Annotated in this window: 11 protein-coding genes; 7 read left to right on the top strand and 4 right to left on the bottom strand. The window is 38.5% G+C overall.

The genetic code is table 11. The features are described from left to right. Nucleotides 1-8: 8 nt before the first annotated feature. The 5 genes from LVD47_RS04185 to LVD47_RS04165 all read left to right on the top strand — a co-directional run bounded on the left by LVD47_RS04185 (nt 9) and on the right by LVD47_RS04165 (nt 6,988). Nucleotides 9-875, top strand: a complete 867-nt coding sequence (locus LVD47_RS04185) for a sugar phosphate isomerase/epimerase family protein (RefSeq protein WP_236974293.1) — start codon at nt 9-11, stop codon at nt 873-875. Between the two features lie 106 nt (nt 876-981). Further along, on the top strand, nt 982-1,332 hold the full coding sequence (locus tag LVD47_RS04180) for a RagB/SusD family nutrient uptake outer membrane protein (protein WP_236974292.1): 351 nt from the start codon (nt 982-984) through the stop codon (nt 1,330-1,332). A gap of 284 nt (nt 1,333-1,616) precedes the next feature. After that, a complete protein-coding gene (locus LVD47_RS04175) occupies nt 1,617-2,798 on the top strand; it encodes a Gfo/Idh/MocA family protein (RefSeq protein WP_236974291.1) in 1,182 nt (393 codons plus the stop codon). Nucleotides 2,799-2,966: 168 nt separating this feature from the next. Beyond that, entirely contained in the window at nt 2,967-4,544 is a 1,578-nt protein-coding gene (locus LVD47_RS04170; protein WP_236974290.1) for a sulfatase family protein, read from the top strand. Between the two features lie 545 nt (nt 4,545-5,089). Continuing rightward, entirely contained in the window at nt 5,090-6,988 is a 1,899-nt protein-coding gene (locus LVD47_RS04165) for a sulfatase family protein (RefSeq protein ID WP_236974289.1), read from the top strand. A 43-nt stretch (nt 6,989-7,031) separates the two neighbouring features. On the opposite strand, the gene LVD47_RS04160 is transcribed toward LVD47_RS04165, so the two are convergent. Both LVD47_RS04160 and LVD47_RS04150 read right to left on the bottom strand, forming a co-directional pair. After that, nucleotides 7,032-7,205, bottom strand: coding sequence for a helix-turn-helix domain-containing protein (locus LVD47_RS04160; protein ID WP_236974288.1), 174 nt, complete (start codon nt 7,203-7,205; stop codon nt 7,032-7,034). 304 nt (nt 7,206-7,509) lie between these two features. Beyond that, nucleotides 7,510-7,680, bottom strand: coding sequence for a hypothetical protein (locus tag LVD47_RS04150; RefSeq protein ID WP_236974286.1), 171 nt, complete (start codon nt 7,678-7,680; stop codon nt 7,510-7,512). A gap of 294 nt (nt 7,681-7,974) precedes the next feature. Here LVD47_RS04150 and LVD47_RS04145 point away from each other — a divergent pair, with 294 nt between their 5' ends. Beyond that, nucleotides 7,975-9,573, top strand: a complete 1,599-nt coding sequence (locus LVD47_RS04145; RefSeq protein WP_236974285.1) for a sulfatase family protein — start codon at nt 7,975-7,977, stop codon at nt 9,571-9,573. A gap of 151 nt (nt 9,574-9,724) precedes the next feature. Here the strand turns inward: LVD47_RS04145 and LVD47_RS04140 are convergent, their stop codons facing one another. Next, the gene (locus tag LVD47_RS04140; protein WP_236974284.1) at nt 9,725-17,566 is read right to left on the bottom strand and encodes a T9SS type A sorting domain-containing protein; all 7,842 of its coding nucleotides are present in this window, start codon (nt 17,564-17,566) and stop codon (nt 9,725-9,727) included. A gap of 638 nt (nt 17,567-18,204) precedes the next feature. After that, on the bottom strand, nt 18,205-19,404 hold the full coding sequence (locus LVD47_RS04135; RefSeq protein WP_236974283.1) for a helix-turn-helix domain-containing protein: 1,200 nt from the start codon (nt 19,402-19,404) through the stop codon (nt 18,205-18,207). A gap of 204 nt (nt 19,405-19,608) precedes the next feature. Between LVD47_RS04135 and LVD47_RS04130 the strand changes: the two genes are divergently transcribed. After that, nucleotides 19,609-22,860, top strand: a complete 3,252-nt coding sequence (locus LVD47_RS04130) for a DUF1553 domain-containing protein (protein ID WP_236974282.1) — start codon at nt 19,609-19,611, stop codon at nt 22,858-22,860. Nucleotides 22,861-22,868 lie beyond the last annotated feature (8 nt).

The following is a 22,868-nucleotide window of genomic DNA, read 5'->3' as shown; positions in this document are numbered from 1 at the left end:
TGATTAATATGATTAAGTATTTAGGAATATATAGTGTTATCACCATAGGATTTATATTTTTATCGTGCAGCAATTCCACCAAATCTAATTCTACCCAAATTGAATCCGGGATGCAAAAAGAATTCGACATTTCTGTGGGGGTAGCCTTATACTCCTTCAACCGTTTTGCGTTTCCAGAGGCCTTAGAAAAGTCAAAGCAATCTGGTTCTAGTATAGTGGAGGGGTTCTTTTTTCACAGGTTAGGGGGAGAATTTGGAGATAAAAGGATACCGGATTTGACGGAACCTGAAATATTGGAATTAAAGAAGAAGGTGCAAGATGCAGGTATGGAAATGAAGTCTATGTATGCCGGAGGAGAGACCCTGGAAGATTGGGAGCAACAATTTAAAAAGGGCCAACAATTAGGACTACATTTTCTGGTTGGGGAACCAAGGCCTGAATTATGGGACGGTATTGATGAGTTGGCCGGGCAATATGGGATGAAATTGGCTATTCACGAACATGCCCGGGGGAAGAGCATTTTTTGGCATCCTGATTCTGTATTGGCAGCCATTGATGGACATCCCAACTTTGGTGCATGTGGAGATTTGGGACATTGGGTGCGGAGTGGATTGGATCTTGTACACTGTCTGAATAAGTTGGAAGGATATCTAATTAGTATTCATGCAAAGGATCTTGATGAATTTGGAAACATTGATGCCAATGATGTGAAATTGAGCACTGGAGTGATTGACTACGAAGCAGTGATGGAAGAATTGCATCGGCAGGGATTTTCTGGTCCGATATATATAGAATGTGAACACGATTGGGAGAATAACTTAGAGGATGTGAAGTATGCCGTGGATTATATCCGTCGACGGATTAAAGAACGGTAAGGGTGTGGAAGTTTAAACAGAGAACCCAGATATGACGCCAGGATAATAAGGCAGGGAGATTTATTCTACGGTGATACATTGGAATATTTTCATTGTAAATATTCCAATGTATCATGAACTGGAAAGGGCCAGTAGTTCAGGCTATTGGTTCAAAAGGTTTGTTGATGAAGCAGATTCCTTCAAAAGTGTTGGAAATACGGAGTATGGTTTGCTCCGCTATGCAGACGTATTGCTTACGTATGCAGAAGCCAAAATAATGATGGACCATGTCGATGATTTGACGTTGAACTATATTAATCAAATCCGGGGAAAAGCGGGATTGGATATGGCACAGGCTGATGTGATATTAACCAAATACCGTGCTTATACGCAGCAAGATTGTATTGAACTTTTCCGGAACGAAAGAAGAATTGAATTGGCAGGAGAAGGACTTCGCTATGATGATATTATCCGCTGAGGAACTGCAGATGAAGTTTTAAATCAGCCTGCTCTTGGTCATACTCGAGAGGTTAATGGTGAATTGGTTCCTATGAGGATTAAAGATCGATCTTTTGAGGGGGAAAATTACAGGTGCCCTTTTCATGAAAATAGTTTAAGAGTAAAGTCTGATTTAAGGCAGAATCCGGGATACTGATAAATTGGAAATAATACAGGGTTAGATAAATAAGGGGAGTTGATTATTATCAGCTCCCTTTTTTTGCTTAATATTAAAAAATTATTGAGTAATTAAGGTATAATTTAATGGACCGAAGAAGTTTTGTTTCAGCACTAGCGACTTCCGGAGCGCTTTTGAATATCCCGATTCCAAACTCTAAACGATGGGATGTAGCAGTCATTGGGCATACTGGAAGAGGAGATTTTGGACACGGTATAGATGAAATTTGGAAATATCTGGATAATACCCAAATTGTGGGAGTATCAGATAGTAACCCTAAAGGTTTACCAAAATCACTAAAAAGATTGGGTCTTCCGGATTCTATGGGGTATACAGACTACCAAAAAATGCTTACTGAACTTCGTCCGGGTATAGTGGCGGTTTGTCCCCGTCATGTGGACCAACACAAGGACATGATCCTATCGGCTATTAATTCAGGGGTCAGGGGAATTTACGTGGAGAAACCATTTCTTCGAACACCTGCCGAATGTGATGAAGTTTTAGCAGCTTCTCAAAAATCACAGGTCAAAATAGCAATTGCACATAGAAATCGTTACCATCCGACTTTACCCACTATACGCAGACTTATTAACGAAGGCGCAGTGGGTCAAATACTGGAAATTCGCGGTAAGGGTAAAGGGGACCACCGAGGGGGATTGGAAGACCTGTGGGTTCTGGGCTCTCATGTATTAAACTTAATAACATATTTGAGCGGACCTCCTATTTCTTGTTCAGCACAACTTCTTAAAAGTGGAAGACCTGTTGCGGAAAAAGATGTTTTATTAGGAGCGGAAGGACTCGGTTTAATGGCAGGTAATGAATTACACGCACGCTTTTTATTCGAGTCAGGAATTATAGGGTACTTTGATTCGATAGCCAATGATGGAACAGCCAATAAGGGCTTTGGTTTGCAAATTTTAGGTAGTAAAGGGGTGATCGATTTGTGTTGTGACAAGACACCACTGGCTTATTATAAAGAGGGGAATCCTTTTGATACCATAGTTAATAGTAAATGGGTTCCCATTTCTTCGGCAGGAATTAGCCTTCCCGAACCAATTGAAAACCTGCATAAAAAAGTATATGAACACTTTTTACCTGCCAGGGATTTAGTTCGTGCAATGGAAAAAGATCAACCTCCGGTTTGTGATTTTAGGGAAGGTGCTCTTACTGTAGAAATGATTACTGCTGTGATGCTTTCCCATGTCCAGCAAAAAGAAGTAACATTCCCCCTGGATTTTAGGGGAGCTCCCCTGGAAAATTGGGATTAATCATATTGTTTATGAAGGAGATAAGGTTTTGTTGGGTATAAATCAGATTAATCAAGAGAAAGATTCGATATTAATAATTTTGTAAATTGGTCATTCAATTGTTATTTGAACGGAATGTAAATTAATTCGCCGAATAAATCTTAAAATTTTCACAACTAAAATTTTCACATGATTTTGCAAATAAGTCGTTTTTATTCATGTATGCTACCTATTCTTTTTATTGGGGTACTGATAGCTTGTCAGAATACTTCATCCCCTGAGGGTGGTAGTGAAAATGACCAAGCTGGTCCTAATATTGTTATAATCTATGCTGATGATCTGGGGTATGGAGATGTTGGTGCTTATAATGCCGGGAGTCTGGAAACACCTAATATAGATAAATTGGCCAATGGAGGTGTAAAACTTACAGCCGGTTATGCTTCCTCTGCAACCTGTACACCAAGTCGTTATGCATTATTAACCGGGATGTATCCATGGAGAAATGAAAATGCCCGAATTTTACCTGGAACTGCTCCACTCCTAATTGATACAGCACAATCTACTATTCCAAAAATGTTAAGGAATCAGGGCTATCACACAGGTATAGTAGGCAAATGGCACCTGGGATTGGGCATGGGAAATGTAAACTGGAATCAACATATTTCGCCCGGGCCTAATGAAGTTGGGTTTGAATATTCCTATATAATGGCAGCTACCCAAGATCGTGTCCCTACTGTGTATATTGAAAATGGAAACGTTGATGACCTGGATCCGAATGACCCTATCGAAATAAGTTATCGGGAAAATTTTGAGGGAGAGCCAACAGGGAAAGATAACCCCGAAATGCTTAAGATGAAATGGCATCATGGACACAATAACAGTATCGTAAATGGAATTCCACGGATTGGATTTATGAAAGGAGGGGAATCAGCAAAATGGAAAGACGAAGATATGGCCGATCATTTTCTTAAGAAGGCCCAGGAATATGTTCGTTCTCACCGAAATCATCCGTTTTTCCTCTACTATGCTTTGCAACAACCCCATGTTCCCCGAACACCACACCCAAGATTCGTAGGAGCCAGTGGAATGGGACCTCGTGGAGATGTTATTGTAGAAGCTGATTGGTGTATTGGAGAGTTTATGAAAACCTTGGAGGAAGAAGGGATTTTAGAGAATACTATGGTAATCGTATCGAGTGATAATGGACCGGTTTTAAATGACGGATACTATGACGAAGCGGTAGAAAAATTGGGAGACCATACACCATGGGGACCATTTCGGGGTGGAAAATATAGCTTATTTGAAGCAGGTACCAGAGTTCCGTTTATTGTATACTGGAAAGGTGAAATTCAACCCCTGGTTTCTGATGCAATGGTTAGCCAGATTGATATTTTTGCATCATTGGCTTCACTTGTAGGTAGTAAAGATAATCTGGGGAAACTTGATAGCAAAAATATGTTGGATGTCCTGATGGGAAAATCTGAACAAGGGCGTGAAGAATTGGTTCTTGAAGCGACATCCCGAACAGCTTTTAGGAAAGGGGAGTGGGCTATGATCCCCCCATATGGCGGAAGGCCCATAAATACAAGTGTAAATATCGAGTTGGGGAATGCAGAAGAATACCAGTTATATAATTTGAGTGAAGACTTAAATCAGCAAAATAATCAGGCAAAAGAAAATCCGCAAAAGCTGAAAGAAATGGTTGAAGCTTTTGAAGAAATACGGGGTATGGATTATGGGAATGCACAGCCGTTGGAACTAAAATGAGGTAACAGGAATTGGAATTATGAAAACAGATCTGGATGTGGGAAATACCAAACGGGCTTTAGAGAAATCTTGAAAATTTTGAAGATCAAAGAAGTCGGGGAAATGTCGAAAGTCATTCTGGTATACTGTGAACGCATCCATCCAGATAATTGGAAATAACGTATTTAGAGATACCATAATCATTATTGAGTAATTCATTAGAAATGAACTTATCGCTGATACATTGAGGTGATGTAAAAAATGATTATTTCAATTACAATATTAGTGACACTTTAATTTGGAGGGAATTACTTAATAACTAAAGCAATACAGTTAGTTATTGCAAATAAATTCCGAGATAAATCTATGTTATTTTTGCCTGATGAAGAAACGGGCAATAATTATGGGCCAATAAAATCTTAATTATTTCGAAGAAGTAAACCTAATTCCGAAAACGATATTTGGATTGCTGCTATGGTTCAAAATAAATTAGTTTTAGCTGGTAGGAACACTCATAGTTATGAAATAGATGGATAATTTATTGAGTTTTGGTAAAAATTAATTAAATGAATAAACGAACCACCCTATCCTTATTTAGAAAGTACTTTTACACACCTGTTATTTTTCTCCTTTCGCTACTGATATTCTTCAATATTGGATGCAAAGAAGCTACTGATACATATGTTCGACCCAATATCGTCTGGATTACCTCGGAGGATAATTCTAAGCATTATATGTCATTGTTTGACGAAAATGGGGTGGAAACACCGAATATTGAGGCACTGGCAAAACAAGGAATAAAATTTAACCATGCTTTTTCCAATGCCCCGGTATGCAGTGTAGCCCGTTCCACCATTATCACGGGATGTTATGCACCGCGAATTGGTGCTCAATTCCATCGTAAAATGAAAAAAGTTCCTATGCCCGGTAGTGTCAAAATGTTTCCGGAATATTTGCGGGAAGCAGGCTATTATACGACCAACAATAGCAAAGAAGACTACAACCTTGAAAAATCGGAAAGTGTGTGGGATGAGTCTTCGAAGAAAGCGACGTGGAGAAACAGGGGCAATGACCAACCTTTTTTCCATGTATTTAATATCACTACTACTCATGAAAGTAGTCTGCACTTTTCCAGGGAGGAAATGAGTAATTACAATCCCCGGACGGAAATGCATTCATTTGATATCGAACCTGGGCATCCGGAGACTGATTTGTTTCGATACACAAATGCGTATTACCGGGACAAAATTATTGAGATGGACCACCAGGTAGGAGAAGTAGTGGATGAATTGCAAAAAGATGGGTTAATGGAAAATACAATCATTTTTTACTACGGGGATCACGGAGGTGTATTACCCGGAAGTAAAGGGTATTTGCGTGAAACGGGATTGCATGTGCCGATGGTCGTTTTTGTGCCTGAAAAATACAGGGAAGTATTGGGGGTAGAAGCCGGAGGCTCTATCGATGGATTTGTGAGTTTTATAGACCTTGGGCCTACCGTCTTGAATTTGGCCGGTATAGAAGTGCCTGAAGGGATGGATGGGAAACCTTTCCTCGGGGCGAATATCCGGAAGCAGGATGTGGACCAAAGGAATACGGTATTCGGATATGCGGATCGAATGGATGAGAAGTACGATATGGTACGCACCGTGCGAAAAGGGAAGTATAAATATATGCGTAGTTTTCAGCCTTTTAATTTCGATGCCTTGATGAATAATTACCGGTATAAGCAATTAGGTTACCAGGAATGGGACGAATTGCATAGGGAAGGTAAATTAAATCCCGTACAAGAAGTATTTTTTAAAAGTCGTGCCCCGGAATTGTTATTCGATGTCGAAGAAGATCCCTATGAGACGGTTAATTTGGCGGGAAGACCCGAATTCGAAGAGACGCTGGAGGAACTTAGGGAAGAATTGAACCGATGGATGGGGAGCATGCCGGATTTATCACTATATCCCGAGCATTTACTGATTAGAGATGCGTTTGATAACCCCGTTGAATTTGGACAGGATAATAATTCCGTGATTAATTCTTATTTGGAAATAGCGAATTACGCTTGCCTGGATTTTGATACAGTTCGAGATGGAATAGATGAGGCGTTACATTCAAAAGATCCCTGGAAACGTTATTGGGCGCTGACGGTGTGTTCTTCATTTGGGGAACGGGCTTTTGAATTTGAGAACGAGGTGCGAAAGATTTCAAATGAAGATCCCGAAGCTTTGAACCGGGTAAGGGCAGCGGAATATTTGGGGTTAAATGGCCTGCGGAATCCGGTACCGGTGATGACCAGGGCTTTGTATGCTGCAGAATATCCTGCAGAGGGATTATTAATTTTGAATTCAATTGTTTTGATGCAAGACGGACCCGATAGGTATTCTTTTTCGATTGAGCAGAGCCGGATCGGGGAAAAAGTGAGAGAAAATTCTGAGGTGAAGCGGAGGCTGGAGTATTTGGGGATAGAATAATGTAAGTAGCGATATATGTGACGACTGTTATGGGTCGATATGTTTATCCCATATGTAAAGGGTATATGGGAAGCTCTACTTGTAATTTCACTTTTGCCTTCAAGGCAGTAAATACTCTTAACAATGTGTTCATAGTGACATTAATAGCATTATTTTCAAGATTCGAAATCTGTACTTTTTGAACACCAATGAGTTTTCCTAACTCTTCTTGTGTCATATTTCGATCTTTTCGAATCTGTTTAATGGCTTTACCAATTAAATCCAGTTGGAGTTCATACTCAAAAAGCTCTCTTAACTTTACCTATTAATTGGTCTTGTACTTCTTCTAATGGGTATACTTTCATTTATGATTGCTTCTTAACTTGTTTTAAAATTTTTTTCCGTATTTGAACCGCCTTTTGAATTTCATAATTTGGAACTTTACTTCTATTTTTGATGAATCCGTGAGTGGAAATAACCAGTGTTTCAGTTTCAGATGATTTATCCCCAAAAGCAAGAAATCGATACTGCAAGCCCTAATATTATATGCTAAACTCCCAAATATCGTCTTTTAATTTTTTAGAAAGTTTCGGATCGTGAACATTTTGTGCTCTACGAATATTGAAAGGGATTTTCTTGTAATGTTTTCGTTCAAGACCTTTCAGAAATTCAAAAGCTTCGTCCAGGAATACAATCTCAAAAATTTTGTCCATTCTAAATCATTACACAGTAAAGAGGATAAAAGTTTCGTTAAATAGAAACTGTGATAGGTTGATATTTACGTTTGTGGTCTATAATTTCTATAGATGAAGATGATTATAAATTTGTTGATTATCCTCTAAGTGGCCGGGTAGAATATCTGTTCACGGATGACCGACATTTCAATATTTTAAAGAAGCGAGACTTCCCTGCAATATAAATCATACGAACGGGGGATTTTTTATAAGTTTTACAGATTGATGAATAGCTTATTTAAAATAAGAGTTATACTTTAGGGTGAAAAAGAGATGATTTTAAAATCCCTGCTCCCTATTGTTTGTATAGTATTCTGTGTCCAATGTTCCACAGAAGAAAAACCATCACCTGACCGTCCTAATATTCTTTTTTGTATTTCAGACGATCAATCTTTCCCGCATGCCGGAGCGTATGGTACCAAATGGGTGAATACGCCTGCATTTGACCGGGTGGCCCGCGAAGGGATTCTTTTTACCAATGCTTATACTCCCAATGCCAAGTGTGCCCCTTCGAGGTCGTGTATCCTGACAGGCAGGAATTCCTGGCAATTGGAGGAAGCAGCTAACCATGTACCATATTTTCCCGCCAAATTCAAAACGTACGCTGAAGTGCTTAAAGAAGCCGGTTATTTGACCGGATATACGGGGAAAGGTTGGGCACCTGGTGATCCTGGGCAGGTTGATGGTGGAAAACGGCTCTTATTAGGAGAGGCATACAGCGAAGTAAAATTGACGCCTCCCACTAAAGCTATTTCCAGCGTTGATTATGCAGCAAATTTCAAGTCTTTTTTTGAGTCCAAAGGTGCGGATCAACCCTTTTGTTTTTGGTATGGTGCGACAGAACCACATCGAAGGTATGAATATGGTACGGGTATATCCAGGGGCAATAAATCAAAGGACCAGATCGAAAGCGTTTTTGATTTTTGGCCGGATAATGATACCGTACGCACGGATCTGTTGGACTACGCTTATGAAATTGAGCATTTTGACGACCATTTAGGTCAGATCCTGGCTTACCTGGAAGAAGTGGGGGAGCTGGATAATACCCTTGTAATCGTTACTTCTGATAATGGTATGCCATTTCCCCGGTTAAAGGGCCAATCGTATGAATATTCCAATCACCTTCCACTGGCTATGATGTGGCCTAAAGGCATAAAGAATAGTGGAAGGAAGTTCGAGAAGTTTGTAAGTTTTACAGATTATGCCCCTACAATTTTGGATGCAGCAGGCATAAATTTTGGATCCAGTGGCATGGCAGACTTTGAAGGGACCAGTCTTCTACCGGTATTTGGAGAGGAAACATACGATGATGAGCGGGAATTTATGGTTATCGGAAAGGAACGACATGATCTTGGAAGACCAGATGACTGGGGATACCCAATGCGGGGAATTATCGACGATGGATTTTTGTACTTAAAAAATTATAAGTCCGATCGTTGGCCGGCCGGACACCCTGAAACCGGTTATATGAACTGTGACGGTTCTCCGACAAAGACTTATATTATTAATCAGAATCGCAGGAAGGAAGGTAGTGAATATTGGGATCTAAACTTTGGGAAACGTCCAGGGGAAGAGTTGTATATGATCTCAGAGGATCCGGATTGCATGGACAATTTGATCGAGGACCCGGCGTACGGGGAGGTATTGTCGGGCCTGAAATCCATGATGGAAAGTGAATTAAAAAAGGAAGGCGATCCCCGCATCAATGGTAACGGGGATATATTCGATAATTATGAATATTCCCAGGACGCAACCCGAAACTTTTATAACCGCTTTATGGCCGGTGAAGACATCAAAGCCGGATGGATCAACCAATCAGATATTGAACCTAAGGGTTTTGTGGAAGAATTCAGGCGGTCTCATGGTGAATGATTGGAGCTTGAGAGACCGCTATATTAACACATGGAAAGGGTTGTATTAGAGAAAAATATATTGCCTTTTAGGGGTTATTACTACTTATACTCGCAAAGAAATGTATTTTTATTCGACTAAAAACCTATTGAGAAATAATTCATATCAACCCTTATCGAATAAAGATCATTTTCTTAGTTATTTGTTTTTCCCGGGTCCGTAAAGTATAATAATAGATCCCGTTTGCCCCAAATTCACTTTTATCAAGGGTGAATTCATGGTAGCCCCGGCGATATTGTGCCTTGTGATTTTTGATTGCTTTCCCATTAATATCGAATACCGTCAACTGGATTTCATAGGCATCAGGTAAATAGAATTCTATGGTCGTATGATCCTTAAAGGGATTGGGACGGTTTTGCGAAAGGCTAATCTCCTTTTCCTGGTAATCAAATCGAATTGGGTGAGATCCTCTGATCTCCGTAGTCTTACAATCCGGATTTATCCATACTACATATACTTTTTCGAACCGGACCATTTGATCCGTGCATATATCCTTTATTTCCCAGGTCCTTAAGATTTTGTATTTATCCGGTTCTGTAATCACTTTACTAATGGCGTCTTCGTAAGTTTGATAGAATCGGTGGGTTAAAGCTTCTTTCAAATGTGGTTTGAGCTGAATCCGTGTAGGAATTTTATTGGAAATATTTGCAATATTATCCGGCTTGTCAGTGCATAACTCAAGGTCTTTTTTAGGTGGATCAAACATGGATTCTCGCAGACTACAACCTGGGTTTACGGTAATTACCTGGTGAATTTCCTTATTTGTAATTTTTGTACTGCACCCACTACCAAGGAAAAATCTTCGCGTAATTATTCCTTTACCACAATCGTCGGTATCAATCCATACATCCTGTTCGATTTTTGCCGAACAGTTGGTGATAAAGAGACCATCCGGTTGGTCATTTATCAAAGTGTCGAATACTAATTCCTTTGATACATTTTCATTCCAAACAATTTCACCTGAATGTAAAGTATCTGCAGTTTTTTCAATGATCGATTTTTCCCGGCAGATTATATTTTTGTACTCGTTAATGAAATTTTCTTGCGGTAGTGGTTGACCGTACTCGTCTAACGGGTTTCCGGTGTTGTTAATTTGTACCCATTGATAGGAGCCAAATATTTCATTTATATCCTGGAAAGCACTGTCACTTGACCGTCCGTTGTCGACGGCTTCTTCGATTATTTTCTTATAGAAGTCGTGATATGCATCGGTAGAAATTTCAATGTCCGGTAACTTCCGCACTACTTCTGGTAATGTTTTATCAACTATTTTGACATCAATCCACGAAGTATTCCAGTTTCCGCAGTAGTCCATTATCAATAAATCACTCCAGGTATTTTCGCATACATCTTTGCATGAAAACGGAATATCATGTGACCATCCTCCTCCCAGAGAAGACATTTCATTACCGTAACCATCGATACGGGCTAAATTGTCGAAAATCCTCTGTAATTCTTCCGGATATAAGTTATGGTGTGGGTCTGTTCGGTCCGAACAATTAGTTGCTAAATATTCGGCCATATCGTACAAATATCCCATTACAACTTTTTTATTGTTATCGGTTTCCTCTTCCAGGAGTGTCACCAAAGTTTCGTAGTAGTGAATTTCTACTTCGTTTTCATTAAGGAACTTGAATAGGCTGTCAGGATATATGGTAATATAATCAATGCCTACCTTGACATTGCTGATGGCATTTATTACATGGGCCGGCTTGAGTCCTAAATCGATTAAGATCTCTTCAAAATCTTTATATTCTCTACCTGTGCATAAATTTACCCCGGCTTTTGCAGTGTGCCAATCGTTTCTTCGGCCGTATTTATCCTTTATACCGCAATTATCCCAGGAACCTTCATCCAAAGATTCCGTTTTTACCCAGGTATAGCCCTGTCCGTTGAGATTCACGTTTAAAGTATCATCCGATACCACAGTCGGTGAAATTCTATCCTGAACGGTTACGAACTTTGTCCAGTTGCTTTCATTCCAGCATTTGTCAATAGCAATATAGGTTACTTCTGATAGTTGTCCTTCACAACTGTTGAAAGGTAGGGTGAATGGGGTTTGAGTATGTTCGAAAGTCTTAATAATTATAGAATCTCCATTTTGGATGGTAAGTATACTATCGGTTTGTTCCAATGATACAAATCTTCCGTTCAGATATGCTTTCACTTCTTTAATATCAGAACAGTTATCAATCAATTGAACCTGCGGGACAAAAATCGTACCTTCACAACTATTGGGATCCGAATTATAAATCGTCGGATGACATTGTTCCCATAGCAGGGCACTGTAGTTTTGCTCTCCATTTTTTATATTATCCATTATTTCTTGCTGGTCCCAGCATAGATCCTGACAAGGTTCTTCAAAGTGGTGGTTACTTCTAACGGGAATAGGGTCGGGATCATCTTCATCACAATCCGGTGAAAGGGGATAACAAAAATCAAATATTGGAGGTTGTCTGTCAATTCTTGTTCGCCACTGGTCCAGAGTTATTTTCACCTGCTTGCTTTTTTCTTCATAATTGGTTACTAACGGATTGGGTATGTCGGTAGTGCACTGGTTAGAAAAATTACTCCAGCACGTTTGGGTGATTTCCCAGACTGAATTTTGCGTTTGTGGGCAATTTCCGGTCCATGAACTGTTTTCAGTATTTTTATATGTTATACCACAGTGCGGATCATTGGGCAAACATATCGTCATGCAATTCTCTGTATCATACCCGTTAACGTTTAATGCAGGCACCTGAACCTGTATACATTGGTGTTCGGTATCTCCGAATTGATCGTAATACCGGAGACATTTATTGTCATTTTCAAGAATCGGCCATCCGCCTGTAAACCAATAGGGTGAATTATTGTCTCGTCCGTATGAAGAAGCGGTATAATTGTAGTAAAACCATTCTTCCGATACGATTTCATAATCCCCTTTTTCATTGAGAATTTGATCCCCTGGTGAAAGCAATAAGAAATTGTAGAATGTATATTCTTTATCCAGGTTGATTGATAATTCATTTATTTCTTTCCTGGCAATTCTTGATAGATTCCCGTATATCAATTGTTCCGACGTAAAAGATTTAATAAGGTCTTCGTGATACGTTCCGTCTATTAAATCTTTAATGGTTACATTTTTCCCATTGCCCCTTTTAAGAATAATACATTGTAAATATTCTTTGAGTTCTTTTTTTTCAGAAGCGGATATTAGTCCCTCTTTAATAAAGGCTTCAGGTATATAGTATTCAACTCCTTTCAATTTGGTATAAGGGCGTTCGTAATCGTGTAGCCCAAGGGGCTGTTTCCATTTTTTGTAGCTTTTTGAATAAATTGAATCCTGGAGGTACGAATTTATCTCACAATGAATAGTATCTTCCGCTTGATTCAAAAATGCACCGGGTGTTAATTTTGGAAGCTTCATAACTACAATTGTGTCCGTTAATGTAAATCTGTTACCACCCTTATCAAATACCTCCCAGGTTCGCAAAATAATTTTACTTGTATCTCCATTATGATCACATGAAAAAGGCATGATCCAATCAGGTTCATTTGTTATTTGGTAAGAATTATTGTCACAAGGTGATATAACGCTTGGAATATGGTTATCCGGTGATGGAATTTGACCACAGTAAACCACTATTTTCCCAGTTGAAATATTTTGACCTGATTTCCCCGAATTATTTAATGATTGAAAAAAGGAGTTTTGCCAGGCAGATTCAATAAAAATTGGTGGATTATCAGGAAATAACAATCGGCCGTCTGTGCAAATGCCTGCATCATTCGCAATGGAATATGTAAGTTCCCGGCCCAGGTATTCACAAGCATTGAAAACATGGATTTCGCAAGGAGAGTTGAATGTTTTTTCCAGCTCGACACCTCCAATTTCATTCTGAATTGTCAGTTTCAATGGATAATCTGCGCTCAAATGATTAGTGAGATAGTCCTCCGTGGTAATTACTGTCAATCCCTCCTTATCAATAGATGGATGAATGGATTGACAGTTTGGAGGCAAAGAATTGTTTGATTCAAAACTAATAGTAAAGGTAGCGGAACACACGATATTTTCAGAGCACTCACTTTCAATTATCCAGGTGACTGTCTTGGTAGATTCCATGCAGGACTCTTTTGTTGGAGTCTCCGTATTATTTGTTACTACGGTGGTGTTACAGCCTCCGGAAACTGAAAAAGTATTCAGCCATGCAGTGAATTGCATTTCTATTTCCTCTTGTGATAAATTAAAACTTACCGTGTTATTGGAGGGACATGAGACCTGAATCTCCGGACTTTTTGCAACTGTAAATGTAGCACTACATGTCAGGGTATCTCCACAAGTTTTTATTACATCCCAAAGTACCGTGCTGGAACCACCGCATTTGTTTGGAGGTCCCGGATTTGTAATTTCAACAGTAGGGGTACAGCCACCCATATAAGAAAACTGATCTAACCATTCTTCGAATTCCAGGTCAACAGCTTCTTGTGTAATGCAATTATTGGGATCAATAGAATAATTTTCCGGACAATTAATTTGGATTTCTGACCTGTTAGCAACATTTATTCTTTGTACGCAGGAATCAATATTGCCGCAGGGATCTGTTGCGATCCAGGTCCTTTCAATTATATATGTATATTGGCATGTAACATCGATTATTGTATCATTTCGATAGTTTACATCAATTTCAGCGTTGCAGTTGTCACTTACACTAGGATACCCAGTTTGATCGGGATGTGTACTTTCACCACAGAATACTGTTGTTGACGCGGGACAAGTAATGTTAGGTGGTGTTGTATCCACTACATCCAGGATCTGTCTGCAGCTATCTATATTTCCACAAGAATCTACAGCTTCCCATGTCCTGATTACTGTATATGTTTCTGAACAACTTCCTTCTTGTATCTCGTCTGAGTAGCTAAGGTTTGTTATTTCATTATCACAATTATCTGATACCTGAGGATATCCGGTTTGATCCGGATGGGTGCTTTGCCCGCATGAGAGTGAAATAGTGGATGTACAAGTAATTACCGGAGGAATAAGGTCGGCTTTTCTTCTAATTGTTTGATGAATAGTATCACTATTTTCGCATTGATCGGTAGCTTTGTATATACGGATTATTTGTTCAATACAATCTGAATTATTTTGGTCCAAACTATCTTTAATAAATTCAATCTGGACATTTGAACAGTTGTCTTCTGCCTGAATTAATGAAATATCAGGATTAGGGATTGGGGTATTACAACCCTGCAATTCTATGGTATTCAAAGCTTCTATGGTAGGTGGTTCAACATCAGGAAAATACGTGTAGTCTTTTTCACATGTGATAGATTTCTCATTGTTGTCGAGTTCATTATTAGAGTTTAAATCATCGTATATAGTGTAAGTTCTTGATAGGGTTGTTGAACTGCACGGATTAAACGGGCCATCAGAATAAAATATTTTTGCTGATCCACAAGGTGGATTAATAATCGAAGCATTAAACCTGTCGATATACTCTTGAACTGTGGTGACGGCAGGAGGGATTGGGTTGTTACAGTTGTATAGACCAATAGGCTGATCGCCACAATCCAAAACCAGACCACAGTTTTCAGTTACGCTAATTCTTACCGGAATAAAACAATTTAAATCGGCTATCGGGTAACCGTAGTACGTATTTTGTGTATTGGCTTCAGCGGGAAAGGGATTGTTTAAATCATATTCAATAGAACTATCAGTTCTGGGCTGTTCATTATAAAACCGGGTTCCTTCCAAGAAATATTCTTCTATATTAGTAACGGCAAATCCATTTTCGTCTGGTGACACAGTAATCTGAAAAGCGTCATCGCCATAACCTTCACAGTTTTGTTGTACATATTCTATAGCATCTATGATGATTTTGATAGGACTTCTGTCTGTTGAAAAATCACAATCGGATTCCTGGATTGTAAGGCCGTTTACCATGGGTTTTTCATTAATTGGAATGGTAGTTATTGCCCCAATCCCAGATAGATTTCCCTCTATTGTTATTTCTTCCAGGCATTCTTTTATAGCTAGTATAGAGCATTCCCGGGTGGCTGTAACTTTGAAACAAAAACTGGCTAGTGTATCATATCTATTTACAGACAATGGCAGGTTCCCAAAATCCCAGGTTATCGAGCGTGTATCTTCGTTATAAAGTGGTGTGTTTTCATTGGGGGTGATACCATCTTGCCATTGAGATTCGATGGAGACTTGTAAAATGTCAGATGTGATGGGTAGACTGAGATTAAGAAAAAGGTCTTGTATCGGTTCTGTTCCAGGGTTTATTATATCCACGCAATATTCTATACTTTGGCCTGGCCTGACTGATTGCAGCGGTGATTCAGGGTCTATTTCATTGATTTTATTTACCGTAAGAATGGCTTCTACTTCCGGTACATATGCATCGATACCTACAGCTATCATGGATACGGTATATAAGTCCTGGACAGTACCAAGATGAAAGGTAGTTGAAGTTTGGCCATTTTCTATAAATTGATAATTTGAGTTATCTATTTCAAAGAGTCCAATGTCAATTCCTGTATTATTTTCCAGTTGAGGGTTTCTTGGGTTTCCACCTGTGAATATTGATGAATTGAAGAAATTATCTTCCGAATTTTTTTCGTGAGAGAGAGGGATGAAATTGGAGGTGTTTTTTTCCTGTAATTTAAAAAAATCATTCGGTAAGTGTTTGTCTCCTTCACCTGCCATATAACCTATTTTTACATTAACAGGTCCATGTTGTATGGCTTCAAAGCCTTCTACGTCAAGATCAAATGTGGCAGGAACCATTTCTCTTGGATTGGGGGATTCGTTAAAAGCGTGTCCCTTGAATACAGCTATGTTTTTCCAGGTTAAACTAGGATTTTCATATACTACTATTAACGACCAACATCCAAAATACCCAATACTGTCCCCATTCCCTTCTGTAAGTGCCATGTCTGCTACAAAATATTCTCCTGTTCCGTGTTCATTTACATATTCTGTAACATCAGCTGAGCAGGAATAAATTTGGCCATATTGATCGGAGGGTATAAATTGGTTCTCAGGATCAGCGGAAACAGATATATAAGGTTGTCCTTCTTTCTTTAGTTTGAGTTCATTTTTAAATAGAGTTCTTTCAACCCCTTCAGATTCTAATCCATATTTGCTTATACCTGCAGTGGATGATTGTCTATATTCTGACTGATTCAACGTGAAACTACGGGGACGTGATAGACTAAAAACCTCAAGAGCCACAGGATTTTCCTTGCCAATCCAGAAGGTTAATCCTGGAAAATCAATGTCAATTCTATCATTTGTAATATCAATTATTTTGTCACCAGGTACTTCATGGAAATCATTATTATTGCTGTAGCGATAGTAAATATATGGTGCAGAATTCCTAAATTCTATTTCAAGGTTTCTTTCCCCATCCGCTCGGAATATGTACTTAAGGTAGTAATTGTTAAAAGTCCCCATTCTTCTGACTTCCAATTCATAGGGTGTACCTTCTATTGATGTATCATGGTATATGTCTAGGCTGTCCCTAAAGGGGGTTGTTTTCCGGGTAGAAATGGAGTTGGTAGCACCCGGACCAAGGTCCGCTTTACCTGTCCAGTACAAACCTGCATAGATGATTTCTGTACAGTGTTCTAAGTCAGAAATCTCAGGGCCGAATTCGATATGGGCAGATGATGAATTTAACGTGTTGGGGTCATTGTCAATATCGATATACTGCATCAGGTTATTGCTATTTGAACCGATATGTTCCCTGTAATTTAGTTGTGTAAGATTTGTGTTTCCGGCCATTGTAAAATCCCCTTTTATTTTGAAAATTCCATTCTGGGATTTTTGATTTTCAACATTGCGAAAAGGTTGCACAACGCCATCTGACTGACTATTTGCGGTAAATCCAATTGATAAACTAATACTAATAAGTATCACTTTCATTAGTGCGATAAAAGCACTATGATCTACATAGCGAATGTAATTCATTTGCTAAAAATTTTAGGACCTATCTATACTACTGTAGGTACAGATAAGGCATAGAAACTCTATTAAGAGAGCATCTCTTTTTTTCAAAATTATTTAGGGGCATTCAAATGTTTTGGATCACCTTACAAAGGTTCTCTGACAGAAAGTAATCTCAATTAGGATTACTGACTGACATAAATAATGGTATTAAATAGTTTATGAACTTTAAATAGAGGATAGATAAAAACCATCTAACCGGATGTAAAGTCCGTTGCTATTTAACCTTTTACTTACCTATGGATTGAATGCTATGTTCTATTGATTTCTAAAATATAGGGCATCTTTCGGGGTTGAACATTGATTTAATAAGGATTTGTTTCTTTTCATAAAGCTTTTGTTTTCATTAATTCGCAATTTTTGGGGAAATTATTGAACGATATGAAATATCATGGTTTTGTTTCTCCAGGACCATATTTTCAATAATATTCAATTTATTTAAGGTTGGATCAAATATAAAGAACATATTGTAAAAAATCATAATATATTTATACTAAATTTTAGAAATAATAGTAAAATTTAATGGGCGGTGAATCCGACGAACATTGACTATTGGTTATGAATAAATTGTATATAGTAAATATTAGTATCAAAAGAATCACTTACTGCACATCCCACATACGACTCCCGTTTTTGATCTCGTAGCCATGGATTAATGTAGTATTTAACTCAGTTCTATCTATACCGTTGACCTCAAATAATAGTTCAAAATAATCAGGTACATAATTTAGTTTTTGTTGAAGTTGAGATTCAAATCTTTTCATTAGTTGACTGTCAGTCAGGTTTTTTACGCTTTGAGAAGCGCCGGTATCCCATATTCCTGTAAGGAGGATAACTTCATTATTATTAGGTCCTGGAAACTTAGCTATTAGACCATAATCAGTATGATAATTGTCGGGATCCCCTGAGGGTCCGTAAGATGTTATATTTCCCAAACTATCTTCATAAATGAGTACTTCTTTGTCCGAATCATACTGAAATCGACTATTATTGAAGTAATTCTTGAAAAATCCTGAATTCTTGATCATTCCGGCGTAAACGATATTGTGATCCTGAAGATCTTTTGGGTCCAGTTGAGACATTAAACGGATATTGAAATCACTATTATAAGATAGGAATAATTCAGTCATATTTTTTATCCAGGTAGCACTGCTTCTGATTAAAAACGAATATGTTAATTCATCAAGTGACCGATGTGGTTCATTGAGAGAATCCTTGAATGCATAGAATTCTTGAAGAGAGTTGAGATTTGGATCCCTGATGGTCCGTGTAAATCCCAATGCGGAATCGGATTCTTCATAAATAAAAAGATCTCCCAGGACAAACGTTGTCTGGTGGTCGGATTGAAATATGGATTTCCAAAAAGAAGGTACACTTTTTTGGAAGATTAGGAAATTAAAAACTAGAACAACTATAGTAATCGCAATTATTATCGAACTTATAATAATAGCAGTTTTTTTGTTAATAGTTGTAATCTTTTCATTAGGCCTTTTACTGAATTTAACACGATACCCCCCTTTAGGTATCGTCAAAATCAGATCTTCATGTTTTCCTTCTTCACCGTAATACTTTTGAAGCTTTTTTCTCAAATGATAGATATAAACCCGAACCTTACCTGTATCCTCTTTAGAGTCACCTTTGCCAAAGATTTCATGGGCAATAGTGGTTTCCTTGGGAATATTTTTATCTACTGTAGAATTCACCAAATATTTCAATAGATTTTCGTAAGTCCCGGATTTTCCAAATGCTTTACTTTCGACAATTCTCTGAATTAATTTGTTATGTTTTTGATTATCAGTCATTTATTGATTTGTGTCCCTTCTCATAAACGGTAAATTAACGGTTAATATAGCGGTGAATTCTGTTTTTATAACAATATTAAATGTATATTTTTATATTAGGAATGATTAATATGGCAGCACTTAATATTTTATCAGGTGAATAAAGTGCTATTTTAGTATATTTCTTTTTGTAGAATCGAAATCTAGTAAATTGTAGCAACTAAAATGAAATTTAGATTTTTAATTTTCCCTGTAGTTCTTATTCTTTTAATCGGTTGTGGTGAAAAGAAACCGGAAAGTATCAGGGAGGAGCTGGCAGTACTTCCGGATAAAATTGATTTTAATTTTCATGTAAAACCTATTTTATCAGATAAGTGTTTTGCCTGCCATGGTCCGGATGGGGGTACGGTAAAAGGAGGATTGCGTCTTGATAATGCAGAAGATGCCTTTCGGCATTTGGGAGATGATCACAGCCGCTTTGCTTTGGTGCCGGGTAAGCTTTCGCGAAGTGAAGTTTACAATAGGATTTTTTCTGATGATGATGAATTAATAATGCCCCCAATAGAGTCGAACCTTTCTTTGTCCGATAGGGAAAAAGCCATTTTAGTTAAATGGATTGAGCAAGGAGCTGAGTATAAACCTCATTGGTCATTTATTAAACCGGAACCCCCTAAGTTACCAGTTATTGAAGGAGAAAGATGGAATAAATCTCCCATTGACCAATTAGTAGCTGAAAAATGGACAGAAATGAATCTGGAGCCTCAGCCTAGAGCAGACAGGGAAACCCTCATAAGGCGTTTGTCTTTTGATTTAACAGGATTGCCACCTTCCCTGGATGAGATTGATCAATTCGTAAACAGTAATTCACCTAATGCTTATGAGAATTTAGTTGATCGATTACTCGCATCACCCACATATGGGGAGCGGATGGCTGCAATTTGGATGGATGTGGCCCGGTATGCAGATAGTGATGGGTATTTGGACGATAAACATAGAAACTTTTCTCCGTGGCGCGATTGGGTGATTGATGCTTATAATAAAAATATGCCTTATGACGAATTTGTTACCTGGCAATTGGCAGGGGACCTTCTGCCTGAAAAAAGTAAGGAAAGCATTTTAGCCACAGCTTTCAATCGGTTGCATAAAAAGAATTCGGAAGCGGGAATTATATTTGAAGAATTTCGTGTGGAATATGTCGCAGATCGAGTCCAGACGTTAAGTCAGGGTATAATGGGGTTGTCAGTTCAATGTGCTCGTTGTCACGATCACAAGTACGATGAGATCAGTGAGGAAGACTATTACAAAATGTTTGGATTTTTTAATAGTACCAATGAAATTGGTTCACCCGTTTACGGACCGGATCAAACACCGGGGCCGGCCTTATTACTAACAACCGAAGAACAAGAGGATATAATTGAATTTATTACTAAAGAATCAGGAAAGTTAGAGCAGAAATTGTCCCAAAGGAGAAAAGAATTGTCAGAAGAATCCGGAAACTGGATTAGCAAATTGAACAATAGAGCCTTGCAAAATGAGGTAAGTACATCCGTTAATAAGTCTTTAACTAATTATTACCCTTTGGATAAAGTAATTTCTTCCCAGAAAGGAGAGTCAATAATAATAGATGCACTTAATACCAACAAACCCGGGAGTGTAAAAGATCCATTATTTAGGCCTGGAGTAAAAGGCAATGCATTTTTTGTGACAGAATATAATACGTTGAGTTTTGGTAAGCAGGTTGGCTGGAATGAACGCACCGAACCGTTTTCAGTGGAATTTTGGGTCTATCCTGATACCGTCTATGAAGATGTAGGTGTGTTTTATCACTGTGAAGATTTACGTCTTGGTTTAAAAGGATATTCATTGTTTTTGCAAAATAATCATTTGCAATTTCGAATGGCCCATTCATATCCCCAAAACGCCATCCAGGTTACTTCCACAGAACCCATTCCTGCAAAAGAATGGACGCAAATAACAATAACTTACGATGGTTCCAGCAAAGCAGCGGGAGCTAATATATTTGTCAATGGGCAAATGACTGAGGTGACCAGGGATATTGATAATCTGTATAAAGGAATTTTGTATGAACCCGATATCCACACTTATGGTTTTAATGGCTTTACTTTGGGGAATCGAACACATATTTTACCTATTCACAAAGGGGGTATTGATGAAGTAAAGTTTTATAACCGTGATTTATCAGGGCTTGAAATTCTATATAATTATGAAAAAGATTCATTCCAACAGTCTTTTGATCAATTAGCTTCCGGTGAGAAAATAGCACTGCAGAAAAATTACTATTTAAAAACTCAATCTAAAGAACTAGACCAATTAAAAGAAGAATTACATGAAAAGCGTAACAAGAAAAATAAAATCCTAAATAAAATACCTGAAATTATGGTAATGGGAGATCTTGAAACCCCAAGGCCAACGTATATTCTGGAGCGCGGCAATTATGACCAGCATGGTAAAAAAGTAGAGCCCGGGGTACCGAATGCTATTTTCCCATACGATGAAGATTTACCTAAAAATCGTCTGGGGCTTACAAAGTGGTTGTTTGATCCTGATAACCCCATTACGGCCAGGGTTTATGTAAATCGCTTGTGGCAAATGTTATTTGGGAAAGGTATAGTAGAGACTTCTGAAGACTTTGGCAATCAGGGAGATTTGCCCTCTCATCCAAAATTATTGGATTTTCTTGCTATTGAATTTATAGGTTCTAACTGGGATGTGAAGGCAATGCTAAAAATGTTAGTAATGTCGGAAGTATATCAACAAACATCCCGTATTTCCGCCAAATCCCTGGAAATTGACCCTGAAAATAAATTCCTGGCGCGTGGTCCTCGGTTTCGGATGACTGCTGAAATGTTGCGCGATAATGCTTTGGCTATTAGTGACCTTCTCGTAGAAAGTCTGGGAGGTGAGAGTGTGTACCCGTACCAACCAGCGGGCTTGTGGGATGAACTCAGCAACAAATCGTGGCGATATAAATACTTACAAGAACCTGGCCCTGGATTGTATAGGAGGAGTATTTACACTGTTTGGAAGCGGACTTCTCCACCTCCATCCATGTTGATATTTGATGCCCCCGAAAGAGGAGAGTGTACGGTGAGACGACAAGAAACTAGTACACCGCTGCAAGCCCTTGTTTTGCTCAATGATCCTCAGTATCTGGAAGCAGCCAGGGCATTAGCTGAGAAAATTATCCACGAGGTGCCGAATGATACAAATGAACAATTGAACCAGGCTTATAAATTGATTACAGGAAGGGCACCTAATCCGGAAGAGAAAGATTTACTTGAAAACTTTCTAAAAGAAGAAATCAGAAGATTCAAGGAAGAACCTCAAAAAGCTATAGAATATTTAAGCATTGGTGAGAAAGAATGGAGTCGTGAACTGGATCCTGAACCACTAGCAGCATTGGCCACGGTTTCTAATGCGATTATGAATACCAATGAAGGATATACCCGAAAATAATATAATTA

This window comes from Membranihabitans maritimus (genome assembly GCF_021729145.1).
Lineage (GTDB): Bacteria > Bacteroidota > Bacteroidia > Chitinophagales > Saprospiraceae > Membranihabitans > Membranihabitans maritimus.
This window is presented reverse-complemented; position numbering and strand designations above follow the sequence as displayed.

Excerpts from the sequence above, each read along its gene's own strand:
- LVD47_RS04140 (WP_236974284.1), bottom strand. The coding sequence starts at position 17,566 with ATGAATTACATTCGCTATGTAGATCATAGTGCTTTTATCGCACTAATG.
- LVD47_RS04180 (WP_236974292.1), top strand. The coding sequence starts at position 982 with ATGTATCATGAACTGGAAAGGGCCAGTAGTTCAGGCTATTGGTTCAAA.
- LVD47_RS04165 (WP_236974289.1), top strand. The coding sequence starts at position 5,090 with ATGAATAAACGAACCACCCTATCCTTATTTAGAAAGTACTTTTACACA.
- LVD47_RS04150 (WP_236974286.1), bottom strand. The coding sequence starts at position 7,680 with ATGGACAAAATTTTTGAGATTGTATTCCTGGACGAAGCTTTTGAATTT.
- LVD47_RS04175 (WP_236974291.1), top strand. The coding sequence starts at position 1,617 with ATGGACCGAAGAAGTTTTGTTTCAGCACTAGCGACTTCCGGAGCGCTT.
- LVD47_RS04170 (WP_236974290.1), top strand. The coding sequence starts at position 2,967 with ATGATTTTGCAAATAAGTCGTTTTTATTCATGTATGCTACCTATTCTT.
- LVD47_RS04185 (WP_236974293.1), top strand. The coding sequence starts at position 9 with ATGATTAAGTATTTAGGAATATATAGTGTTATCACCATAGGATTTATA.
- LVD47_RS04160 (WP_236974288.1), bottom strand. The coding sequence starts at position 7,205 with ATGACACAAGAAGAGTTAGGAAAACTCATTGGTGTTCAAAAAGTACAG.
- LVD47_RS04145 (WP_236974285.1), top strand. The coding sequence starts at position 7,975 with ATGATTTTAAAATCCCTGCTCCCTATTGTTTGTATAGTATTCTGTGTC.
- LVD47_RS04135 (WP_236974283.1), bottom strand. The coding sequence starts at position 19,404 with ATGACTGATAATCAAAAACATAACAAATTAATTCAGAGAATTGTCGAA.
- LVD47_RS04130 (WP_236974282.1), top strand. The coding sequence starts at position 19,609 with ATGAAATTTAGATTTTTAATTTTCCCTGTAGTTCTTATTCTTTTAATC.